This window comes from Candidatus Kryptonium sp., from assembly GCA_025060635.1.
Classification (GTDB): domain Bacteria; phylum Bacteroidota; class Ignavibacteria; order Kryptoniales; family Kryptoniaceae; genus Kryptonium.
Map to the genome: position 1 here is coordinate 580,741 of JANXBN010000001.1, position 16,543 is coordinate 597,283.

Here is a 16,543-nt window from a genome sequence, read left to right on the forward strand (position 1 = left end):
AAGTTCATTTTTTTGTTTTTAAAGAAAGAGCATCTTCAACAGTAGGTAAGACTTGGAAAAGTGAATCAAGTTTCGTTATTTTTAACAAGTTCAAAATCCTATCGCCCACCCCAGTGAGAATTACAACTCCCTTGTTTTCGCGCATCCTTCTTTCACAAAATAAAAGCGAGCTTAGACCAGAGCTATCGCAATATTCAACTTGAGATAAATCAATTATTAATTTCTTCATTCCACTTTGACATAAAGCCAAAAATTCTGCTTTCAATTCAGGCGCTATGATCGCATCAAGTTTTTTCTCGTTCAACTTGAAAACTAATGTATCTTTGACCGGCTTTAATAGTTCAAAGTTCATAAAATTGCGATTTTTATTAGAATATGCTCAAAGATCCTATCATTCCTGAATAAGCTGACTTTAAATCTGTGTTCTTGCCTATTGCAAGTTGAAAATTATAAAACAGATCCGCGTTGTCCCTTTTGAAACCAATTTTAATCCCAGAGTTGAGGTCTTGACAAAGCCATGCATTGAAAATATCAAAGTCAAAGCTCATATCTATTACAATGTCGTATCTAAAGAGAGCAAGTTTTTTAAGAAAATTACTTTTGGGCAAACCAAAAACTGAAACGTTATCCTCGGTTACCTCAATGAAACGATATCTTTTCGTAGTGAAATATTCCTTGAACTTAGAGAGCGCTATGACGGTTATGTTATATTTCCCAGGAATATCTTTGAGCATTTCATATGCAGTTAAAAACTGCTTCTCTTCCCTTGGCATTATTATAGCAATATATCTTGCCCTTTGAAATGCCTGCGTGAAGTTGACAATTTTTCTACCCCTAACTCCGCTTTTTAACTTTGCGAAAGCTATTATTAACTTTTGAAGTAAAGTTTTCATCACGGATCTATCACTTTGATCTTCTTCCTTTTATAAACGCTTGGCGTATGTATTCTTTGTCATAGAAGTAATAAGAAAGTCCAAGTTTCAAGGCAATGAAGCCGTCTTTATCTTTTGTCGTTGGATCTCCATCAAGATCGCCCTTTGTTGTGAGATTATACGAGGCAGAAAAATCAACTGACAAGAAATGTTTCACATACATATTCAATCCAAGCCCAAATCCAGCAGTTGCTGTGTTCCGACCCATATAATTGCTTATGTTCGGTTGATAATGAATTATCCCGCCAGAAATGAAGAAATAGACATCTGACTTGCTTCTTGGAACAATGTGAAATTCACTTTGCAATTCACCAGATATTATCGTAGTCCAATTCTTTAAGTTTGTATTTTTATCTTTAAATCCAACCCATCCTCCTGAAAATTTGCCAACGATTGAGAGAAAATCAAAAACTCCTAATCTTACTTTCGCATTTCCGATTGATTGAATATCTGGTTTTGATTGACCTTGAAAAATTGAAATTCCAGCATCAGCGCCAAAGCCAAATTTACCAGGTAAAGTTTGAGGCAGCAAGGAGTTAGTAACGATAATTAGCAAGATTATAAGCGAAAAGGCTTTTCGCATTTTTCCCTCCAGTTTATTTTATGAGTTCAAGAAATTCTTCCTCTGAAATTATCTTAACACCAAGTTGCCTTGCCTTTTCATATTTTGAGCCGGGGTTTTCGCCAACGACGACATAATCTGTTTTTTTGCTTACGCTGTTGCTTACCTTTCCACCTAATTCCTCAACTTTTTCTTTTGCTTCTTCACGAGTAAAAGTTTTCAATGTGCCAGTAAAAACGAATGTCTTTCCTGCAAGTTTTTTCTTAGCTTTTTCTTCAGGTTTAACTTCAAAATTCAATCCGGCATTTCGCAATCTTTCAATCAGTTCAAGGTTTCTTTGATCTCTGAAAAATTTATAAACGCTCTCAGCTATCCTCGGTCCGATGCCATAAACTGATTCTATTTGAGATGGGGTAGCTTTCATGAGTTTATCAATTGAATTAAAGGAATCGGCGAGAAGTTTTGCGGTTTCAGAACCAACATATCTTATCCCAAGTGCGTAAAGGACGCGATGAAACGGTTGCTTTTTGCTGTTTTCAATTGAATTCAACAGATTTTGGACGCTTTTTTCACCAAATCCTTCAATTTTAACGAGTTTGGCTTTGTGCTTGTGAAGATCGTAAATATCAGCGTAGTTTTTCAAGAAACCAAGCGTCACAAGTTTATCAACGATTGCTTCCCCAAGTCCTTCAATATCCATTGCGCCTCTTGAGGCGAAATGTTCAATTTTCGCTCTAACTTGTGCTGGACATTCTGGATTTTCGCAATAGTAGTTTGCCTCTCCGGATGGTCTTTCAATTGGACCTCCACAAGCAGGACAGGTTTTTGGAAATTCAAATGGTACTGAATCTGGAGGTCGTTTTTCAAGAACAACTCCAACTATTTTAGGAATGACTTCACCACTTCGCTCAACTATTACTGTGTCTCCGATCCTTATGTCTTTTTCTTTAATATAATCTTCGTTATGAAGCGTTGCCCTCGTTATGATAACTCCACCAAGTGGCACAGGTTGAAGTTCAGCGACAGGAGTTATCGTTCCAACTCTCCCAACCTGTAAAGTGATCCCGAGAAGTTTTGTTTGAGCTTGTCTTGGAGTGAATTTAAAAGCGATCGCCCATCTTGGGCTTTTTGCGATTGCACCAAGGATTTCTTGCTGACGAATTGAATCAACTTTTACAACAATTCCATCTATTTCGTAAGGCAATTCATCTCTATGGTCTTCCCAATATCTCCAAAATTCAATCACTTCATCTATGTTTTCACAAAGTTTCGCATGTTCACAAACAGGGAAACCAAGCCGTTTTAGAATTTGTAGGTTTTCGTATTGGCTTTCAAGTTCAACACCTTCCGCTTCAAGATAATAGGCAAAAAATCGCAGTGGTCTTTGGGCAACTAATTTAGGATCCTGAAGCTTCAAAGTTCCAGCGGTTGCATTTCTTGGGTTTGCGAAGATTCTTTCTCCGAGTCGCTCTCTTTCTTCGTTTAATTTTTCAAAATCAATCTTGTTCATATAAACTTCACCACGAACCTCAATGTTTAGAAATTTTTCATCTGGATTTATCAATCGCAAGGGTATTGAACGAATTGTTTTAATGTTATTTGTTATATCATCGCCTTGAATTCCATCGCCACGAGTTGCGCCGAGGACCAAAATTCCGTTTTCATATCTCAATCTGACAGCAACGCCATCAAATTTTAATTCTGCGACATATCTATATTTTTCGCCTTCAAGAAGTTCGGCAACTCTTCTATCAAAATCTTTTATCTCTTCAATCGTGAAAGCATTATTTAAACTTAACATTGGGGTTGGATGTGTGACAGTAGGAAATTCCTTAGTAGGTTGCCCACCTATTCTTTGTGTCGGCGAATCGGGGGTGACAAGTTCTGGATATTGTCTTTCAAGTTCAATTAATTCTCTCATCAACATATCATATTCAAAATCAGAAATAATTGGCTCTGCGAGTACATAATATCTGTAATCGTGTTCTCTTATTTCTTTGCGCAACTGTTCAATTCTTTCAATGATCTTCGGGTCTATTTGCCTCATAGTTTTATATAGACTCAAATTTTGTTTTAACTTATCGTGGGGAGGAAATCGTTTTTAATTTTTCTCTATCAATGATATAATTGCGCACAACTGCCCCCTTTCTACCAACTGGTTCAAGTTCGTATCCATTCAGAATAAATTTTATCCCTCCCGCATTTCCAATTGTGAAATTAAAGTTATTTTTCGCTCTTAAGGTTAAACTTGAATTTGGCAACATTAGAAATTCCTTGACTTGGGCGCTGTCAATTATAACGCTGAACCACACAGAATCGTTTGAAATGATTCTCAAGTCAAGACTATCAATTTCAAATGTCGCCTTGCGTTCTATGTTTTCTGGACTTCTAACTTTTGAAATTTCTTCAACTGCTGTTTCAAATTTTTTTCTCTCAATAGGTTTCTTCTCTTCTGAATCAACTCCAATGAAGACAAAAATTAGCACAAGGATTGTAACGATTGCGCCAATTATCCATAAAACATTTTGAGAGATGAACGAAGCAAGATCAATTTGGGTTTTAATTGTTTCCTTTTTTTCGGTTGTTGGCTTGAGGGAGGCAATTTCGTTTTCAAACTCTTTTATGACATCGTTCGGGTTTAAGCCCACCACTCTTGCGTAGCTTCTGATGAAAGCCCTCACATATGGCTCTGGAGCGAAATCATAGACCCCGCTTTCAATTTTCTCAAGGAATTTTTCACTTATTCTCGTTTTTTTGGAAATATCTTTAAGAGTTAAATTGCGACCCTCGCGTGCTTGTTTCAGGATTTCAGCAACGCTCATTTTTTTCCTTTTTAGTTTTCAGAAAATAATCTAACAAAATTAATCTTTTTAATCAAAATATGCCTTGGGAAAGCACAATGCAGGGTAGCGATTTATCAGAAAGAGAGAATTTAGGAGCTCGTCAAGATTGGAAGTTTAAAAATGATAAATTGTGGGCGCTGCAGGATTCGAACCTGCGACCTCTACCGTGTGAAGGTAGCGCTCTGGACCAACTGAGCTAAGCGCCCCAATGGTTTATATTAATTTAAAAACGAAAAACAATAAACGCAAAATCTAAACTCGGGAGGCGAGATGATTATGAGCGAGCGACTTTATTCTTGATTTTACAGCTTCGTCTGCTGGATTGCGCTCAAGAAGTACTTCATAACACTGAAGGGCTTTGTGAATATCACCTGCGCCTATGTAAGATAAAGCAAGAACTTTAATAGCATCATTAAAAAATGGAGATTCTTTGAGGTTCAAAAATTCTTTCAAAACATCAATTGCCTCGTTGAATTTTCTTAAACCAACAAGGCAAGTTCCGAGGTTGTATTTTATTTCGTCATCGTCCTTAAATTCAAGAGCGAATTTCAAAGTTTTAACTGCATTTTCAAGATCACCCTCAATTTGTTGAATTCCAGCAAGTATCTTAAAAACATCAAATGATGGTTTAACCTCCGCAATATATTTTATGATCTGCACAGCGTTTTTGTTTAGCGATTTGTATTCAGCGACAAGGAAATCAAGTGCCAATTTATAAAATTTTTCACTTGTCAATATCCGCAAAATATACTTTTTTGAGTTTTGAAAGTTCCCGAGTTTAAAGTAGCATATCATCAAGTTAAACATTATAAGTTCGGGTTCAATGAAATTTTCAAGTGCTGTTTCAAGAGGTTTGCCTTTGGATAAAGCGTATAAATTTTTGAGCGCTTTTTCAAGGAAGTTTTTTGCAAATATGAAGTTTGATTGTTTCATATGCGCAAGTCCAGCGGAAAAATAAGCTCCTACTTGATGTGGCGCAATTTTTATTGATTTGACAAAATAGTTGAGCCCCTGCGATATATTACCTTTTTGAATTTCATATTCGCCGAGAGTGTGGTAAATGACAGCTCCAAGAGAATCACTTAAGTTGGAAATTTCCCGTGGAATCTGAATTGATCTTTTTAGATATTCAATCCCTTCATCTTTTTCTCCTTTTAAGATCTTCGTGATACCAATATGATAACATGTGTAAGCATTGTTTGGATTTTGTTTAAATTGGTCAAGCAAAATTTGCAAGTTCCTTTCATATTTTTTGTTCATTATTTCATCGCTTTGACCATAGCCAAGATGAGTAATTGTTATATCTGTCTTTGCTAGTTTCCCGCCACTTCTTAAAATTGATGGTGATATCTGTTCATGTATTTTGCCCTCAAATTTGAATTCATCTTTCCTTCTAAATAATCTCGGATACTCATTTATTACGGAGGGTTTGCCTTCTTTGTCAAGATTTATAACTCGGACATAGAGGCCATCAAAATTTAAATTGATATATTTCTTTATCTTTTTTTCCTGTCCTTGATTTAATCGTTCATCTGCGTCAAGGACTAAAATCCAATCACCAGTTGCGTGTTTTATTGATTCATTTCTTGCAGATGCGAAGTCGTTTTCCCATTTAAAAGAAAAAACCTTAGCATTGTAAGAACGAGCGATATCAATCGTTCTATCGGTTGAACCTGTGTCAACTATGATTATCTCATCAACTATATTTTTCACGCTTTCTAAACATTCTGGGAGAAATTTTTCCTCATTTTTAACAATCATGCAAAGTGAAATTTTGGGCATTTGTGAGGTTCAAGTTTTCTTTTCTTAATAAGATTTATCGGAATAATTTGGAGACTCTTTAGGGGAGCGTGTGTTTCTCTGCTTTTATGTTTTAAGATTAAAGTAACTCGGGATTGAATCCGATAAATAAAAGTGAAATGTCAGGGCAAGGAAGCCCTGACGAATGTAAAACAAACAAAAAACAAGGAGGTTATAAGCCATGGCATTCTCACAGGGAACCCGCATCAACACAAACATCGCAGCGATGAACGCCTACAACGCTCTCAACGATATCAATCGTGAATTGGGCGTTCATCAACTCCGTCTCGCAACGGGGAAGAAGATCAACTCCGTCGCCGATGATCCCTCTGGTTACACGATTGCAAAAAAATTGCAAGCAAGAAGCCGTGGGCTTGCACAGGCAATAAACAATGTCGGCGACGCGAAAAATGTTCTTTCAATTGCTGAAGGCGGTTTGCAGAAAATTAATGACTTGCTTGTTTCAATTAAGGAGCAGGTAACAAGAGCTGTAAACGGTGGCTTGAGCGAAGATGAACTTCAGGCGATTGCTACACAAATCAATGATTACCTTGCTGAAGTTGATGATATCGTGAAACAAACAAAGTTCAACGGAATGCAATTGCTCAGAGGAGCTGGTGGTGGTGACTGGGTTGCAGGTAGAGATTTCCAAGTCGGAAGCGATAATGGCGACACTCTCACAGTTAAATTTGACATAACCGTTGATAGCACACTTGTAAAATCAGGCGCTGTCGCCACATCTGACTTGGTGACCTCGTTTATCACCACAGTTGATAACGCAATAAAGACAGTTACACAGCAACTTCAATATGTTGGTTCTTTAATTAATCGTCTTGATGTTAAAGAGGCAAACTTGATAGTGTCAATGACCAACACTGATGCAGCTGCAAGCAGAATTTTTGACGCCGACATCGCTAAAGAGCAGGTTGAAGTTGCGAAACTTATGATACTCCAGCAAACAGCCACAGCTCAACTTGCTCAAGCAAACGCTGCTCCGCAAGGAGTGCTTGCATTGTTTAGATAATCTTTGGAGACGCTGAACGATAGATAAATGAATCTGGGGGTTGCCTTCAGCGCAACCCCCATTGCGTTTAAAAATAGAAAAAGTTTAACAATGCCAGAAAAAAATAGCTACATAGAAAACGAAATTCTCAACCTTTCACCAGTTGAACTGATCTTAAAAATCTATGATGTTGCGATCGTTAGCTGTAAAAGAAAAGACGCAGAGAGAGCAAACAAAGCTATTACTGAACTTATCGCTTCGTTGAACTTTGATTATAAAGAAATTTCTTTGAGTTTATTTAAACTTTACCACTATTGCCAATACGAGATAAGGCAAGGTAATTTTGATAACGCTGTTAAGGTTTTAAAAGAACTTCGCGATGCGTGGGCGAAAGCTTTCAATTTAAAATAGGAGTTGCAAAATGTCGTTTTATTTCAATACAAATAACAACATTAACCCTATAGATAACTTACTGCAAATATTCAAACGAGCCGAAAGCAATAAACTCATCAAGCCAGTTGAAACACAAAAAGATCTAACCCAAGCTAAAAACTCGGTATTTCTGGAACTAAAAACAAAATTAAATTCACTTCTTTCAATAGTTAAAGATCTGTCAACAAGAGGGGTAAATTCAAGATTTCAAGTTAAAACAGCTGAAGTCTCAGATCAAACTGTTTTATCAGTAAATGTTGAGCCGGTTGCGACACCTGCAAACCATACGATTTTAATTCAACAACTTGCGAAAGAGGATTTAATTCTTTCCTCAAAATTTTCAAATGACGGAATGGAAATTTCAACAGCAGAGGGAACAGGAATAAAAACGATAAGAATCACGGTAAATGGGGTTTCAACTGATGTAAATATCACAATAGGAAACGAAGATACAAATAAAGTGATTTTAAATAAAATTGCATCTGCAATAAATTCTGCTGATTTTGATGTTAAAGCAAGCGTTATATCTGATACTGCATCAACTTCGCGACTTGTTATAAAAAGCAAACATACGGGAAGTCAATACGCAATTTCTCTTGCTGATATTCAAGGAAACTTGCTTGCAAACATTGGGCTTGATTCAAATGTTATTAGCGGTCGCATCACTGCAGGCGATACAACAGGTGGATATCTTTACAATGATATCAATTCGCTTGATGCAAAACTTATCGTTGACGGTATAAATATAATTCGTGGATCAAATAAAATAAACGATGTAATTCCTGGCGTCACAATTGAACTAAAGAAATCTCAAAATCCAAACGATAACCCAGTAACTGTCGCAATTAAAACTGGTACTGCCAGAATTAAAGAGACAATTGATTCGTTTGTGCAAATCTACAATGATTTGATAAAGTTCATAAATGATAAAACGAAAACCACATCGGATGGAACTCGTTCTATTTTAAGTGGTGATTATGTTCTATTAAAGTTGAAAGCAGACCTGCGGCTTATAGTAAGCAGTCCTGTTTCATCAGGAACTTTAAAATTTTTAAGTGATATCGGAATCAAGATTAATCCTGACGGAACGCTTAAGATTTCTGATAACTCAAAACTTGATAAGTTGATCTCTACAAATGTTTCACAGGTAGAGGAACTTTTTAACTCTTCAGACGGGATAGCGATTAAATTAAAGGAATTTATAAATCCTTTTGTCCAAATCGGTGGGGTAATTGAGCAAAGAATTAACTTTGGAAAGGAACAGATAAAACGGTTTGACGAGAGGATAAAATCTTTGAACAAAATCATTGAACAAAGAGCCGAAGATTTGAGAAAGCAATTTGCCCAACTTCAATCTCTTTACACTGCTTTTGCAAGGCAACAAGCAATAGCTCAACAATTAATGCAGATGTTCCTGTCATGATCCAAGAAGTAAAAAACATAGCGACAGTACAAACAATTCACCAAAACAAGCACGATCTGAACGATGCGAGAGTTATACAAAATGAAGATGAAGTTACGCAAAACGAGCGTAAAATCTCAATGGAGGAAGTAGAGAAAATAATAAAAGAATTAAATCAGTTTATTCAAATTTTTAACACCAAGATCACTTTTGAAATTGACAAGGAAGCGAGGAAAACCGTTTTGAAGATCGTTGATGTGGAAACAAACGAGATAATTCGCCAAATCCCACCAAAGGAACTTTTGATAATTTCAAAGCGAATTAGTGAATTACTTGGATTGATAATCAATGAGAAAGTATAACTCAAATACAAAGTTAATTCAATTGATTTTTGATGAACTTCGCGAGACATTAAAGATTACGCTTTTGATTCGGGAGATGATCTCCAGAGGTGAATTCACGAAGTTATCCGAACACCTATTGAAGCGAGAGCAAAAGCTTAAAGAAATGTTCAATCTCTTGGAAAACTTTGAAAAAGTGAAAAATGAAATCCCAGATTTCCAACAAATCAAGTTTGAGGTTAAATCAATTCTTAATGAGATACTAAAGATTGATAGGGAAAGTGCCGATAATATAAAGGAGAAAATGAGAGAAATTTCGGAAGAGCTATCAAAGTTGATTGAACGCAGAAAAATTTTAAATTATTTGAGGTAAAAATGAGGATAAATGAAATAAGCGGAAAAATACCGCTGCCTGAAGAGAACAGCGGGCGGAAAACGCAAAAAACGGAGGAGAAGAAAGATAAAATTGAGATTTCAAGTGAAGCAAGGGAAATCTATAGATTGAAAAGAGCGGAAAGAATTGAAGAAGTTAAAAAGAAGATTGAAACGGGCTTTTATAACTCTGATGATGTGATTGATAAAGTCGCAGAGAAAGTATACAGTCTATTTAAAATAGGCAAGTAGATCCCGTGATCTATCAACCATAGCACCTCCCCCCGCCGTAGTTCAGTGGTAAAAAAACCCGAACTGTGTGTTCGGGTTTTTTTGTTTTGTTTGAAATTTTAAATTATTCCATCTATATTTTTACTGGTTTAGCAAAACGCAACAAATTTTTGATCTTAAATTGCGCGTATACCTTTCGGGCGGAATGGAATATGCAAATGAAAAGATCTTCGTATGGAGATTTGAAATTGAAAGATGGTTGAGGGAAAATTTAAATCATTTCGTTTTTAACCCCGTGATAGAGACGCAAAAGTTTCTTGAGGAGAACTATCCTGATATTTTAAACTTCAGAGAGTTAAAGGTGACCTCGCCAGAAAAGTTTACGGAAATAATTAGACGAATTGTTGAAAAAGATATTGAGGCGGTAAAACAATGCGATTATATCATCTGTTTTTGGGATGAGAGCGCTGAAAAGGGAGCTGGAACCCAAGGTGAAATTACGCTTGCAAAGTTTCTTAACAAGCCTGTTTTCCTTGTATCAAAATTTGAGTTTTCAAAAATTCCGTCATGGATCATAGGTTGTGTGGATAAAATTTTTTACGACTTTGAGCAATTGAAAGATTTCCTTTACAAAAAATTTAAACCTTCCAATGAGAGCAACGAGAGCGGAGATTGACCTTTCTGCTTTTGAGTTTAATTTTAAACAAGTAAGAAAACTGGTGGGTGGGGGCATTAAAATAATGGCCGTTGTGAAAGCAAATGCCTACGGTCATGGTGCAATTGAAATATCAAAATTAGCTATATCGCTTGGTGCTGATTACCTCGCTGTTGCAATTCCTGAGGAGGGAATTGAATTAAGAGAAAATGGAATTGATATACCAATTCTTGTTTTCACCCCAGCGTTTGAATATCAAATGGAACTTTTCTTTAAATATGACTTAACAGCGACAATAACTTCGCTTGAAAGCGCACAGAAATTTAATGTGCTCAGCGACAAATTTGGGAAAAAGGCAAAATGTCACATTAAGGTTGATACAGGGATGGGAAGAATTGGAATAGATTATAAAAACGCATACGAATTTGTTAAGAAGATTTATTACGACTTTAAAAATCTTTACATTGAAGGGATTTACACTCACTTTGCAACATCCGATGAAAGAGACAAATCCTTTGCATATCTTCAATTTGAAAGATTTATTAGCATCATAAGAGAGATCAATATGTCTGGGATTGATATACCACTAAAACATTGTGCAAATTCTGGGGCTATACTTGATATGCCGGAGACATATCTTGATATGGTTAGACCAGGGATCATGCTATACGGTTATCATCCATCGCTTGAGGTCAAAAACAGGATTGAACTAAAACCAGTTATGACATTAAAATCAAAAGTCGCATTTGTTAAAGAGGTTGAGCCTGGGACAAGCATTAGCTACGGACGAAGGTTCATAGCGAAAGAAAAAACTAAAATAGCAACGATACCTATCGGATATGCAGATGGCTTTAGACGCTCACTTACAAATCTTGGGAAAGTTGAAATAAATGGCGTAATTTTCCCAGTCGTTGGAACCGTAACAATGGATCAGATCATGGTTGATGTGGGCTTAAGCACAGATATAAAAGTTGGGGATGATGTAATTTTATTCGGTAATGGAAATATAACAGCGTGGGATGTAGCGAGTTTGCTTGGGACAATACCTTATGAAATCTGTTGCGGTATTTCTTCAAGGGTTCCAAGAATTTATGTGAGAAATTAAAAACAAAAAGGGTTAAATCATGTCAAAAGCATTTGCGGTGATAATGGCAGGTGGCGTCGGCTCAAGATTCTGGCCCAAAAGTAGATCAAGAAAACCGAAACAATTTTTAAACATTCTATCTTCAAAATCTTTAATTGAGCAGACAATAGAACGAATAAATCCACTTATCCCAGAGGAGGACATACTTATTGTTTCAAACAAAAATCAAACAGCCGAACTTGTTCAGGTGTTACCAAAATTTCCAATTCAAAACATAATCCTTGAACCGCTTTCCAAAAACACAGCACCTTGCATAGGGCTCGCAGCTTTGTTTATAAGAAGACGTCAACCTGATGCAGTGATGGTCGTTCTACCATCAGATCATCTCATAAAAAATGAGGAAAAGTTTCTCAACACATTAAAAATAGGGATTGAAACAGCGTATAAAACAAATGGTTTAATAACGATAGGAATTCAACCATCATACCCATCAACTGGCTATGGTTATATTCAATTCATTGAGGATGATGAGAGCGAACTTTCAGAAAAGGGAGTTTATAAAGTAAAAACATTCGCTGAAAAGCCTGATTTAGAAACAGCTAAAAAATTTATAGAAAGCGGAGATTTTCTTTGGAACAGCGGTATGTTCATATGGAGAGTTGATGTGATACTTGACGAAATTCAAACACATTTGCCAGATATATATGAAGAATTAATGACAATTGACAAAACAATTGGAACTGATGAATTCAAAACTGTCCTTGAACAAGCGTATGGAAGAATGAAATCAATCTCCATTGATTATGGAGTTATGGAGAAGACAAACAGAGCCTATGTGATAAAAGCAAATTTTGAATGGAGCGATGTTGGAAGTTGGGAAGAAGTTTATAACCTTGCACCAAAAGATAAAGATGGAAATTATATCTCTTCAAATCCAGAAAATGTAGTTTTAATTGATGTCAAAAATTCACTAATTGAAGGGAACAAAACCTTAATTGCAATGATTGGGGTTGAAGATTTAATAGTTGTCAGCAGCGAGGATGCAATTTTGATTTGTAAGCGTGATAGAGCGCAAGATGTAAGAAACATAGTCAATTACCTTAAACGAAAAAATATGGAAAAGTATCTATGAGGATCTTGAAAACTTCAATCTTCATTTTGATATTTGCCTTTAACTCCTGCACGAGCGCTGTCCGTTATTCAACTCAAGAAACATTCAGAATCTCTGAAAAAGTTCAAATCGGTGTTGCTTCATATTATGGATTAGAATTTCACGGTAGACCAACGACAAGTGGTGAGATATACGATATGAATTCCCTTACAGCAGCTCATCCAACTTTGCCACTTGGGACAATTGTTAAAGTCACGAACCTTGCCAACGATAAAAGTGTCATCGTTAGAATAAACGATAGAGGACCTTTTAAAAAGAATAGAATTATTGATGTTTCGTATGAAGCAGCTAAACAACTTGGTTTTTTAAATGACGGAACAGCACTTGTGAAGATTGAAGTCATAAAACTTCCCGAAGATGAAAAATAAAATCGGATTTGATCGTGAAAAATAGAAAAAGAATAAAGCCACCAGCATTGAAAAAGGGGGATGTAATTGGAATCGTCTCCCCTGCAAGCTCCCCAGATGATTTTTCAAGAATTGACAAAGGAGTTGCTTACCTTGAAAGTTTGGGATATAGGGTTAAGCTAGGTAAACATATCTACAGACGAAATGGGTATCTTTCTGCGAATGATGATGAAAGAGCTGAGGATTTAAATGAAATGTTTTCGGATCCGCAAGTCCGTGCGATAATTTGTGTAAGAGGTGGATATGGCACGCCGAGAATTCTTGATAAAATCAATTACAGCGCGATCCGAAAAAATCCAAAGATTTTCGTTGGCTATAGCGATATAACTGCGCTTCAACTTGCGATTTTCAAAAAAACTGGGCTGATAACTTTCTCAGGTCCGATGCTTGCGGTTGATATTTATTCCGATTTTGATCCATATGCTGAGGAATTTTTTTGGAGAATTTTGACTTCAAAATCGGACAAAATTCAAATAAAAAATCCTGACGATAAAGACATCAGCGTTTTAAGTCATGGAAAATCAACGGGAATCCTGCTTGGAGGAAACTTATCTCTATTGGCTTCGGTAATTGGAACTAAATTTCAACCGGATTTCAGTAATTCGGTCCTTGTAGTTGAGGACATTGGGGAAGAGCCGTATAGAATTGATAGATATTTCTCTCAACTGAAAAACTCGGGAGTACTTAGCAAAATTAAGGCTTGTGTTCTCGGACAGTTTACAGATTGCGCCCCTAAGGAGCCAGAGAAAAGTTTGACCCTTGAACAAATTTTTCAAGATTATTTAGGCAATCTTAAGATTCCTGTTATAGCAAATTTAAGTTACGGGCATATCCCAAAGAAAATCACTCTCCCGATTGGAGCCAAGATAAGAATTGATACAAAGAGAAAAATGATAGCAATAGTTGAAAGCGTTGTGTCTTAAAATAGTGATCTTCATGATTTTAACCTCAACTTTGTCATCGCAAAATCTGCTTCAGTTCAAGTTTAATCGCGAATTTTCAAACTTTTATTGGAATGGTCTTTTAAATTTTCACACATCAAGAGGTTCTTTTGACATTTATATTTACGAGAAGTTTTCAGAAATGATAATAAAAACGGACAGAAAATTTGTTCGTGACGATAACGATTTCAAGTTTAGATTTCATAAAAGCATTTCCTCTCGTTTTAAGATATCGCTTCTTTTAAACTCTGTTTCATTTGTTGATGATAAACTTGTGGGATTCAGCAGGGCATCTTCAACTGATCTATTATCTGGTATTAAGGTGATGCCATTTTCAAATTTCGGTTTTTCTTTTTTAAGTGGATATAAACTTGATTATCAAATGAAACAAAAAGACGATGGCTGGGTTTACAGGATTTCTTCTGATACGACGGATTTATTGATCTCTGATTATCATCTAAAGACAAATATAGAGCACCAGGAGGATTTTATTAAGCCAAGAAAAAACATAACTTCATCGCTCAATCTAACCGTATGGCGAAAATTTACCGCTGATGTTGAAAGCAAAGCGGAAATTTTTATCAAGCGCGTTAAGCGTGACTTTTATTTCTATGCTGATTCAAATATACAAAAAACTTACGGTGTTAATTTAAACATTGAGGGAAGAGATGAGAGGGCAATAACAGGAGTTTTGCTTTTGGACTATCCATTGATCAATAACTTAACTTTAAATTTAAACTTTGCTTTAAACAGACGAAACATAGCGAAGATGGTGCGTTATAAAACGCCTTCGCTTTATGATTCAGATATTGAAGAATTTACACTTAACATGAGCACGGGTTTATCATATTCAACGGAAAAATTTAAAACAAAATTTGAAATAGGATACTCCGAGCGAAACGAAATTCACAAACCTAAAAAACATGAGTTAACAACCGAGAGCATGTTTTTGAGGATAAAACAAAGCGAAGAGCAGAAAAACAATAAAAGTTTGCGGAGGATTGTAAATGGTGAAATTTCTTTTGATCCTTTGGATTGGTTAACAGTAGGCGGGATGTTTTATGTTTCGCTTTTTAGATACGACACACCAAGTGCTTTAAATGATGATGATAGAGATGAGCTCTTACAGATTTTCCGCGTTTTTCTGAAATTAGATATCTCAAGAGAAATTCGGATGGAGATACCGCTTGACCTAAATGGACAACATCTTGTTTATATCTTTGCAACAAGAAGCGTGAATAACAATTGGAACAGAATAATTAAACTTTCCCCTTCAATTATTTTTGAAAACGAGCGCTTGAGGAACAGAGCAAGTTTTTCAGTCCTTGCGAATTACACAGTTTATGATTTTGAGACGATCACACCTATGGTGAAAAGTTATGTTTTCAGACAATTTTATTTTAATGATTCAATTTCCTTTCCAGTGTTTAGTAGGTTGAGTTTTAGCGGAAATTTGCAAGTGATACTTTCAGAAAGCGGGAGATTGAAATGGAGAGAATTTAAAACAAAACCAGTAATTTTTATAAGCAACAGCGAATATAGTTTTAAATTAAACTACTCCTTGAATAAAAGTGCAAGATTTTCGGTAGGTTATCGTTTCTTTAACGAGAGAAGATATAGATTCGTTGAACTTAACAGAGTTCCTGATACGAGGATAATTGCGTCAGGTCCTATATCAGAAATTGAGATAGCAAATGAAAAATTTAAATTAAACTTTGACGGTTGGATGGAGCGTTTGAGGTTGGGTGGCAAGGTAAGTGAAGTGCCAATTTTGAATTTAAATTTGACAATAAACTTATGAAGAAATTTCGTTTCAAGTCCGATATCGCAAGCTTCCCATCCAATATTTCATCTTTGAAAAAGTTTGAAAAATTTCTTGAGAGATTGAAGAAAAAACATAAAATTTCTGATGAAGATTTTTATAGAATTTCTCTCGCTTCAAGTGAGGCTTTTATAAATGCAATTGTCCACGGTAATAAGCTTGATTCTTCCAAAAAGGTAACCGTTAAGTTCAGAGCTTTTAAAAAAAGTTTTGAAATTGAAATTCAAGATGAGGGCGAGGGATTTAAAACTACCATTTTTTTAGATCCAACATCAGCGGAGAATTTGCTTAAAGAGTCCGGCCGTGGAATTTATATCATGAAATCTTTTTCTGATGCTGTAAAATTTTACAAAACTAAAAAGGGTTTCAAAGTAAAAATAAAAATAAAAAAGCGATCGGGCGTCCCTTGAGGGATCGCCCAATCGCCAACGGAGGTGCTACGGCGGGGTATCAATCTAAAGAACGACATTTCATAAAAGTGCTTGTCAAAGTGCTTATTCAGGTGCATCTCTCAATTAAAAACTTATGCAAATACTATGCCAAAT

The 16,543-nt window shown here is 35.9% G+C and carries 18 protein-coding genes, 1 tRNA gene and 1 pseudogene; 13 read left to right on the forward strand and 7 right to left on the reverse strand.

The window, feature by feature from the left end; genetic code table 11:
* Positions 1-4: 4 nt before the first annotated feature.
* From NZ923_02745 to NZ923_02775, 7 genes are all read right to left on the reverse strand, one after another.
* Entirely contained in the window at positions 5-352 is a 348-nt protein-coding gene (locus NZ923_02745) for an STAS domain-containing protein (GenBank protein MCS7228939.1), read from the reverse strand.
* A gap of 16 nt (positions 353-368) precedes the next feature.
* On the reverse strand, positions 369-893 hold the full coding sequence (locus NZ923_02750) for a hypothetical protein (GenBank protein MCS7228940.1): 525 nt from the start codon (positions 891-893) through the stop codon (positions 369-371).
* 10 nt (positions 894-903) lie between these two features.
* On the reverse strand, positions 904-1,515 hold the full coding sequence (locus tag NZ923_02755) for a hypothetical protein (GenBank protein MCS7228941.1): 612 nt from the start codon (positions 1,513-1,515) through the stop codon (positions 904-906).
* Between the two features lie 13 nt (positions 1,516-1,528).
* On the reverse strand, positions 1,529-3,532 hold the full coding sequence (gene ligA / locus NZ923_02760) for an NAD-dependent DNA ligase LigA (protein MCS7228942.1): 2,004 nt from the start codon (positions 3,530-3,532) through the stop codon (positions 1,529-1,531).
* Between the two features lie 40 nt (positions 3,533-3,572).
* Complete coding sequence (locus tag NZ923_02765; GenBank protein ID MCS7228943.1) at positions 3,573-4,316, reverse strand: DUF4115 domain-containing protein; 744 nt, start codon at positions 4,314-4,316, stop codon at positions 3,573-3,575.
* Positions 4,317-4,468: 152 nt separating this feature from the next.
* Positions 4,469-4,543 (reverse strand) — tRNA-Val (locus tag NZ923_02770).
* Positions 4,544-4,589: 46 nt separating this feature from the next.
* A complete protein-coding gene (locus NZ923_02775; protein ID MCS7228944.1) occupies positions 4,590-6,098 on the reverse strand; it encodes a glycosyltransferase in 1,509 nt (502 codons plus the stop codon).
* A gap of 220 nt (positions 6,099-6,318) precedes the next feature.
* Between NZ923_02775 and NZ923_02780 the strand changes: the two genes are divergently transcribed.
* The 13 genes and pseudogenes from NZ923_02780 to NZ923_02840 all read left to right on the forward strand — a co-directional run bounded on the left by NZ923_02780 (position 6,319) and on the right by NZ923_02840 (position 16,408).
* Positions 6,319-7,161 carry a flagellin gene (locus tag NZ923_02780; GenBank protein MCS7228945.1) on the forward strand — a complete coding sequence of 281 codons (843 nt, stop codon included), beginning with the start codon at positions 6,319-6,321 and terminating at the stop codon, positions 7,159-7,161.
* Positions 7,162-7,251: 90 nt separating this feature from the next.
* Complete coding sequence (locus tag NZ923_02785) at positions 7,252-7,551, forward strand: flagellar protein FliS (protein MCS7228946.1); 300 nt, start codon at positions 7,252-7,254, stop codon at positions 7,549-7,551.
* Between the two features lie 10 nt (positions 7,552-7,561).
* Positions 7,562-8,995 carry a flagellar filament capping protein FliD gene (gene fliD / locus NZ923_02790; GenBank protein MCS7228947.1) on the forward strand — a complete coding sequence of 478 codons (1,434 nt, stop codon included), beginning with the start codon at positions 7,562-7,564 and terminating at the stop codon, positions 8,993-8,995.
* Entirely contained in the window at positions 8,992-9,336 is a 345-nt protein-coding gene (locus tag NZ923_02795) for a flagellar protein FlaG (protein ID MCS7228948.1), read from the forward strand. The genes fliD and NZ923_02795 overlap by 4 nt, the downstream gene beginning before the upstream one ends.
* Positions 9,323-9,688 (forward strand): hypothetical protein, encoded by a 366-nt coding sequence (locus NZ923_02800; protein MCS7228949.1) that lies wholly within the window; start codon positions 9,323-9,325, stop codon positions 9,686-9,688. The genes NZ923_02795 and NZ923_02800 overlap by 14 nt, the downstream gene beginning before the upstream one ends.
* Positions 9,689-9,690: 2 nt before the next feature.
* On the forward strand, positions 9,691-9,939 hold the full coding sequence (locus NZ923_02805) for a flagellar biosynthesis anti-sigma factor FlgM (protein ID MCS7228950.1): 249 nt from the start codon (positions 9,691-9,693) through the stop codon (positions 9,937-9,939).
* 160 nt (positions 9,940-10,099) lie between these two features.
* Positions 10,100-10,594, forward strand: a complete 495-nt coding sequence (locus NZ923_02810) for a hypothetical protein (GenBank protein MCS7228951.1) — start codon at positions 10,100-10,102, stop codon at positions 10,592-10,594.
* Positions 10,569-11,678, forward strand: coding sequence for an alanine racemase (alr, locus tag NZ923_02815; protein ID MCS7228952.1), 1,110 nt, complete (start codon positions 10,569-10,571; stop codon positions 11,676-11,678). The genes NZ923_02810 and alr overlap by 26 nt, the downstream gene beginning before the upstream one ends.
* Positions 11,679-11,697: 19 nt before the next feature.
* Complete coding sequence (locus NZ923_02820) at positions 11,698-12,789, forward strand: sugar phosphate nucleotidyltransferase (protein MCS7228953.1); 1,092 nt, start codon at positions 11,698-11,700, stop codon at positions 12,787-12,789.
* 104 nt (positions 12,790-12,893) lie between these two features.
* A pseudogene (locus tag NZ923_02825) lies at positions 12,894-13,172 on the forward strand (septal ring lytic transglycosylase RlpA family protein).
* Between the two features lie 38 nt (positions 13,173-13,210).
* Positions 13,211-14,158, forward strand: coding sequence for an LD-carboxypeptidase (locus tag NZ923_02830; GenBank protein MCS7228954.1), 948 nt, complete (start codon positions 13,211-13,213; stop codon positions 14,156-14,158).
* A 160-nt stretch (positions 14,159-14,318) separates the two neighbouring features.
* Positions 14,319-15,977, forward strand: coding sequence for a hypothetical protein (locus NZ923_02835; protein MCS7228955.1), 1,659 nt, complete (start codon positions 14,319-14,321; stop codon positions 15,975-15,977).
* Positions 15,974-16,408: an ATP-binding protein gene (locus tag NZ923_02840; protein ID MCS7228956.1), complete on the forward strand. Its 435-nt coding sequence runs from the start codon at positions 15,974-15,976 to the stop codon at positions 16,406-16,408. Before NZ923_02835 ends, NZ923_02840 begins: the two co-directional genes overlap by 4 nt.
* The last annotated feature ends 135 nt before the right edge of the window (positions 16,409-16,543 follow it).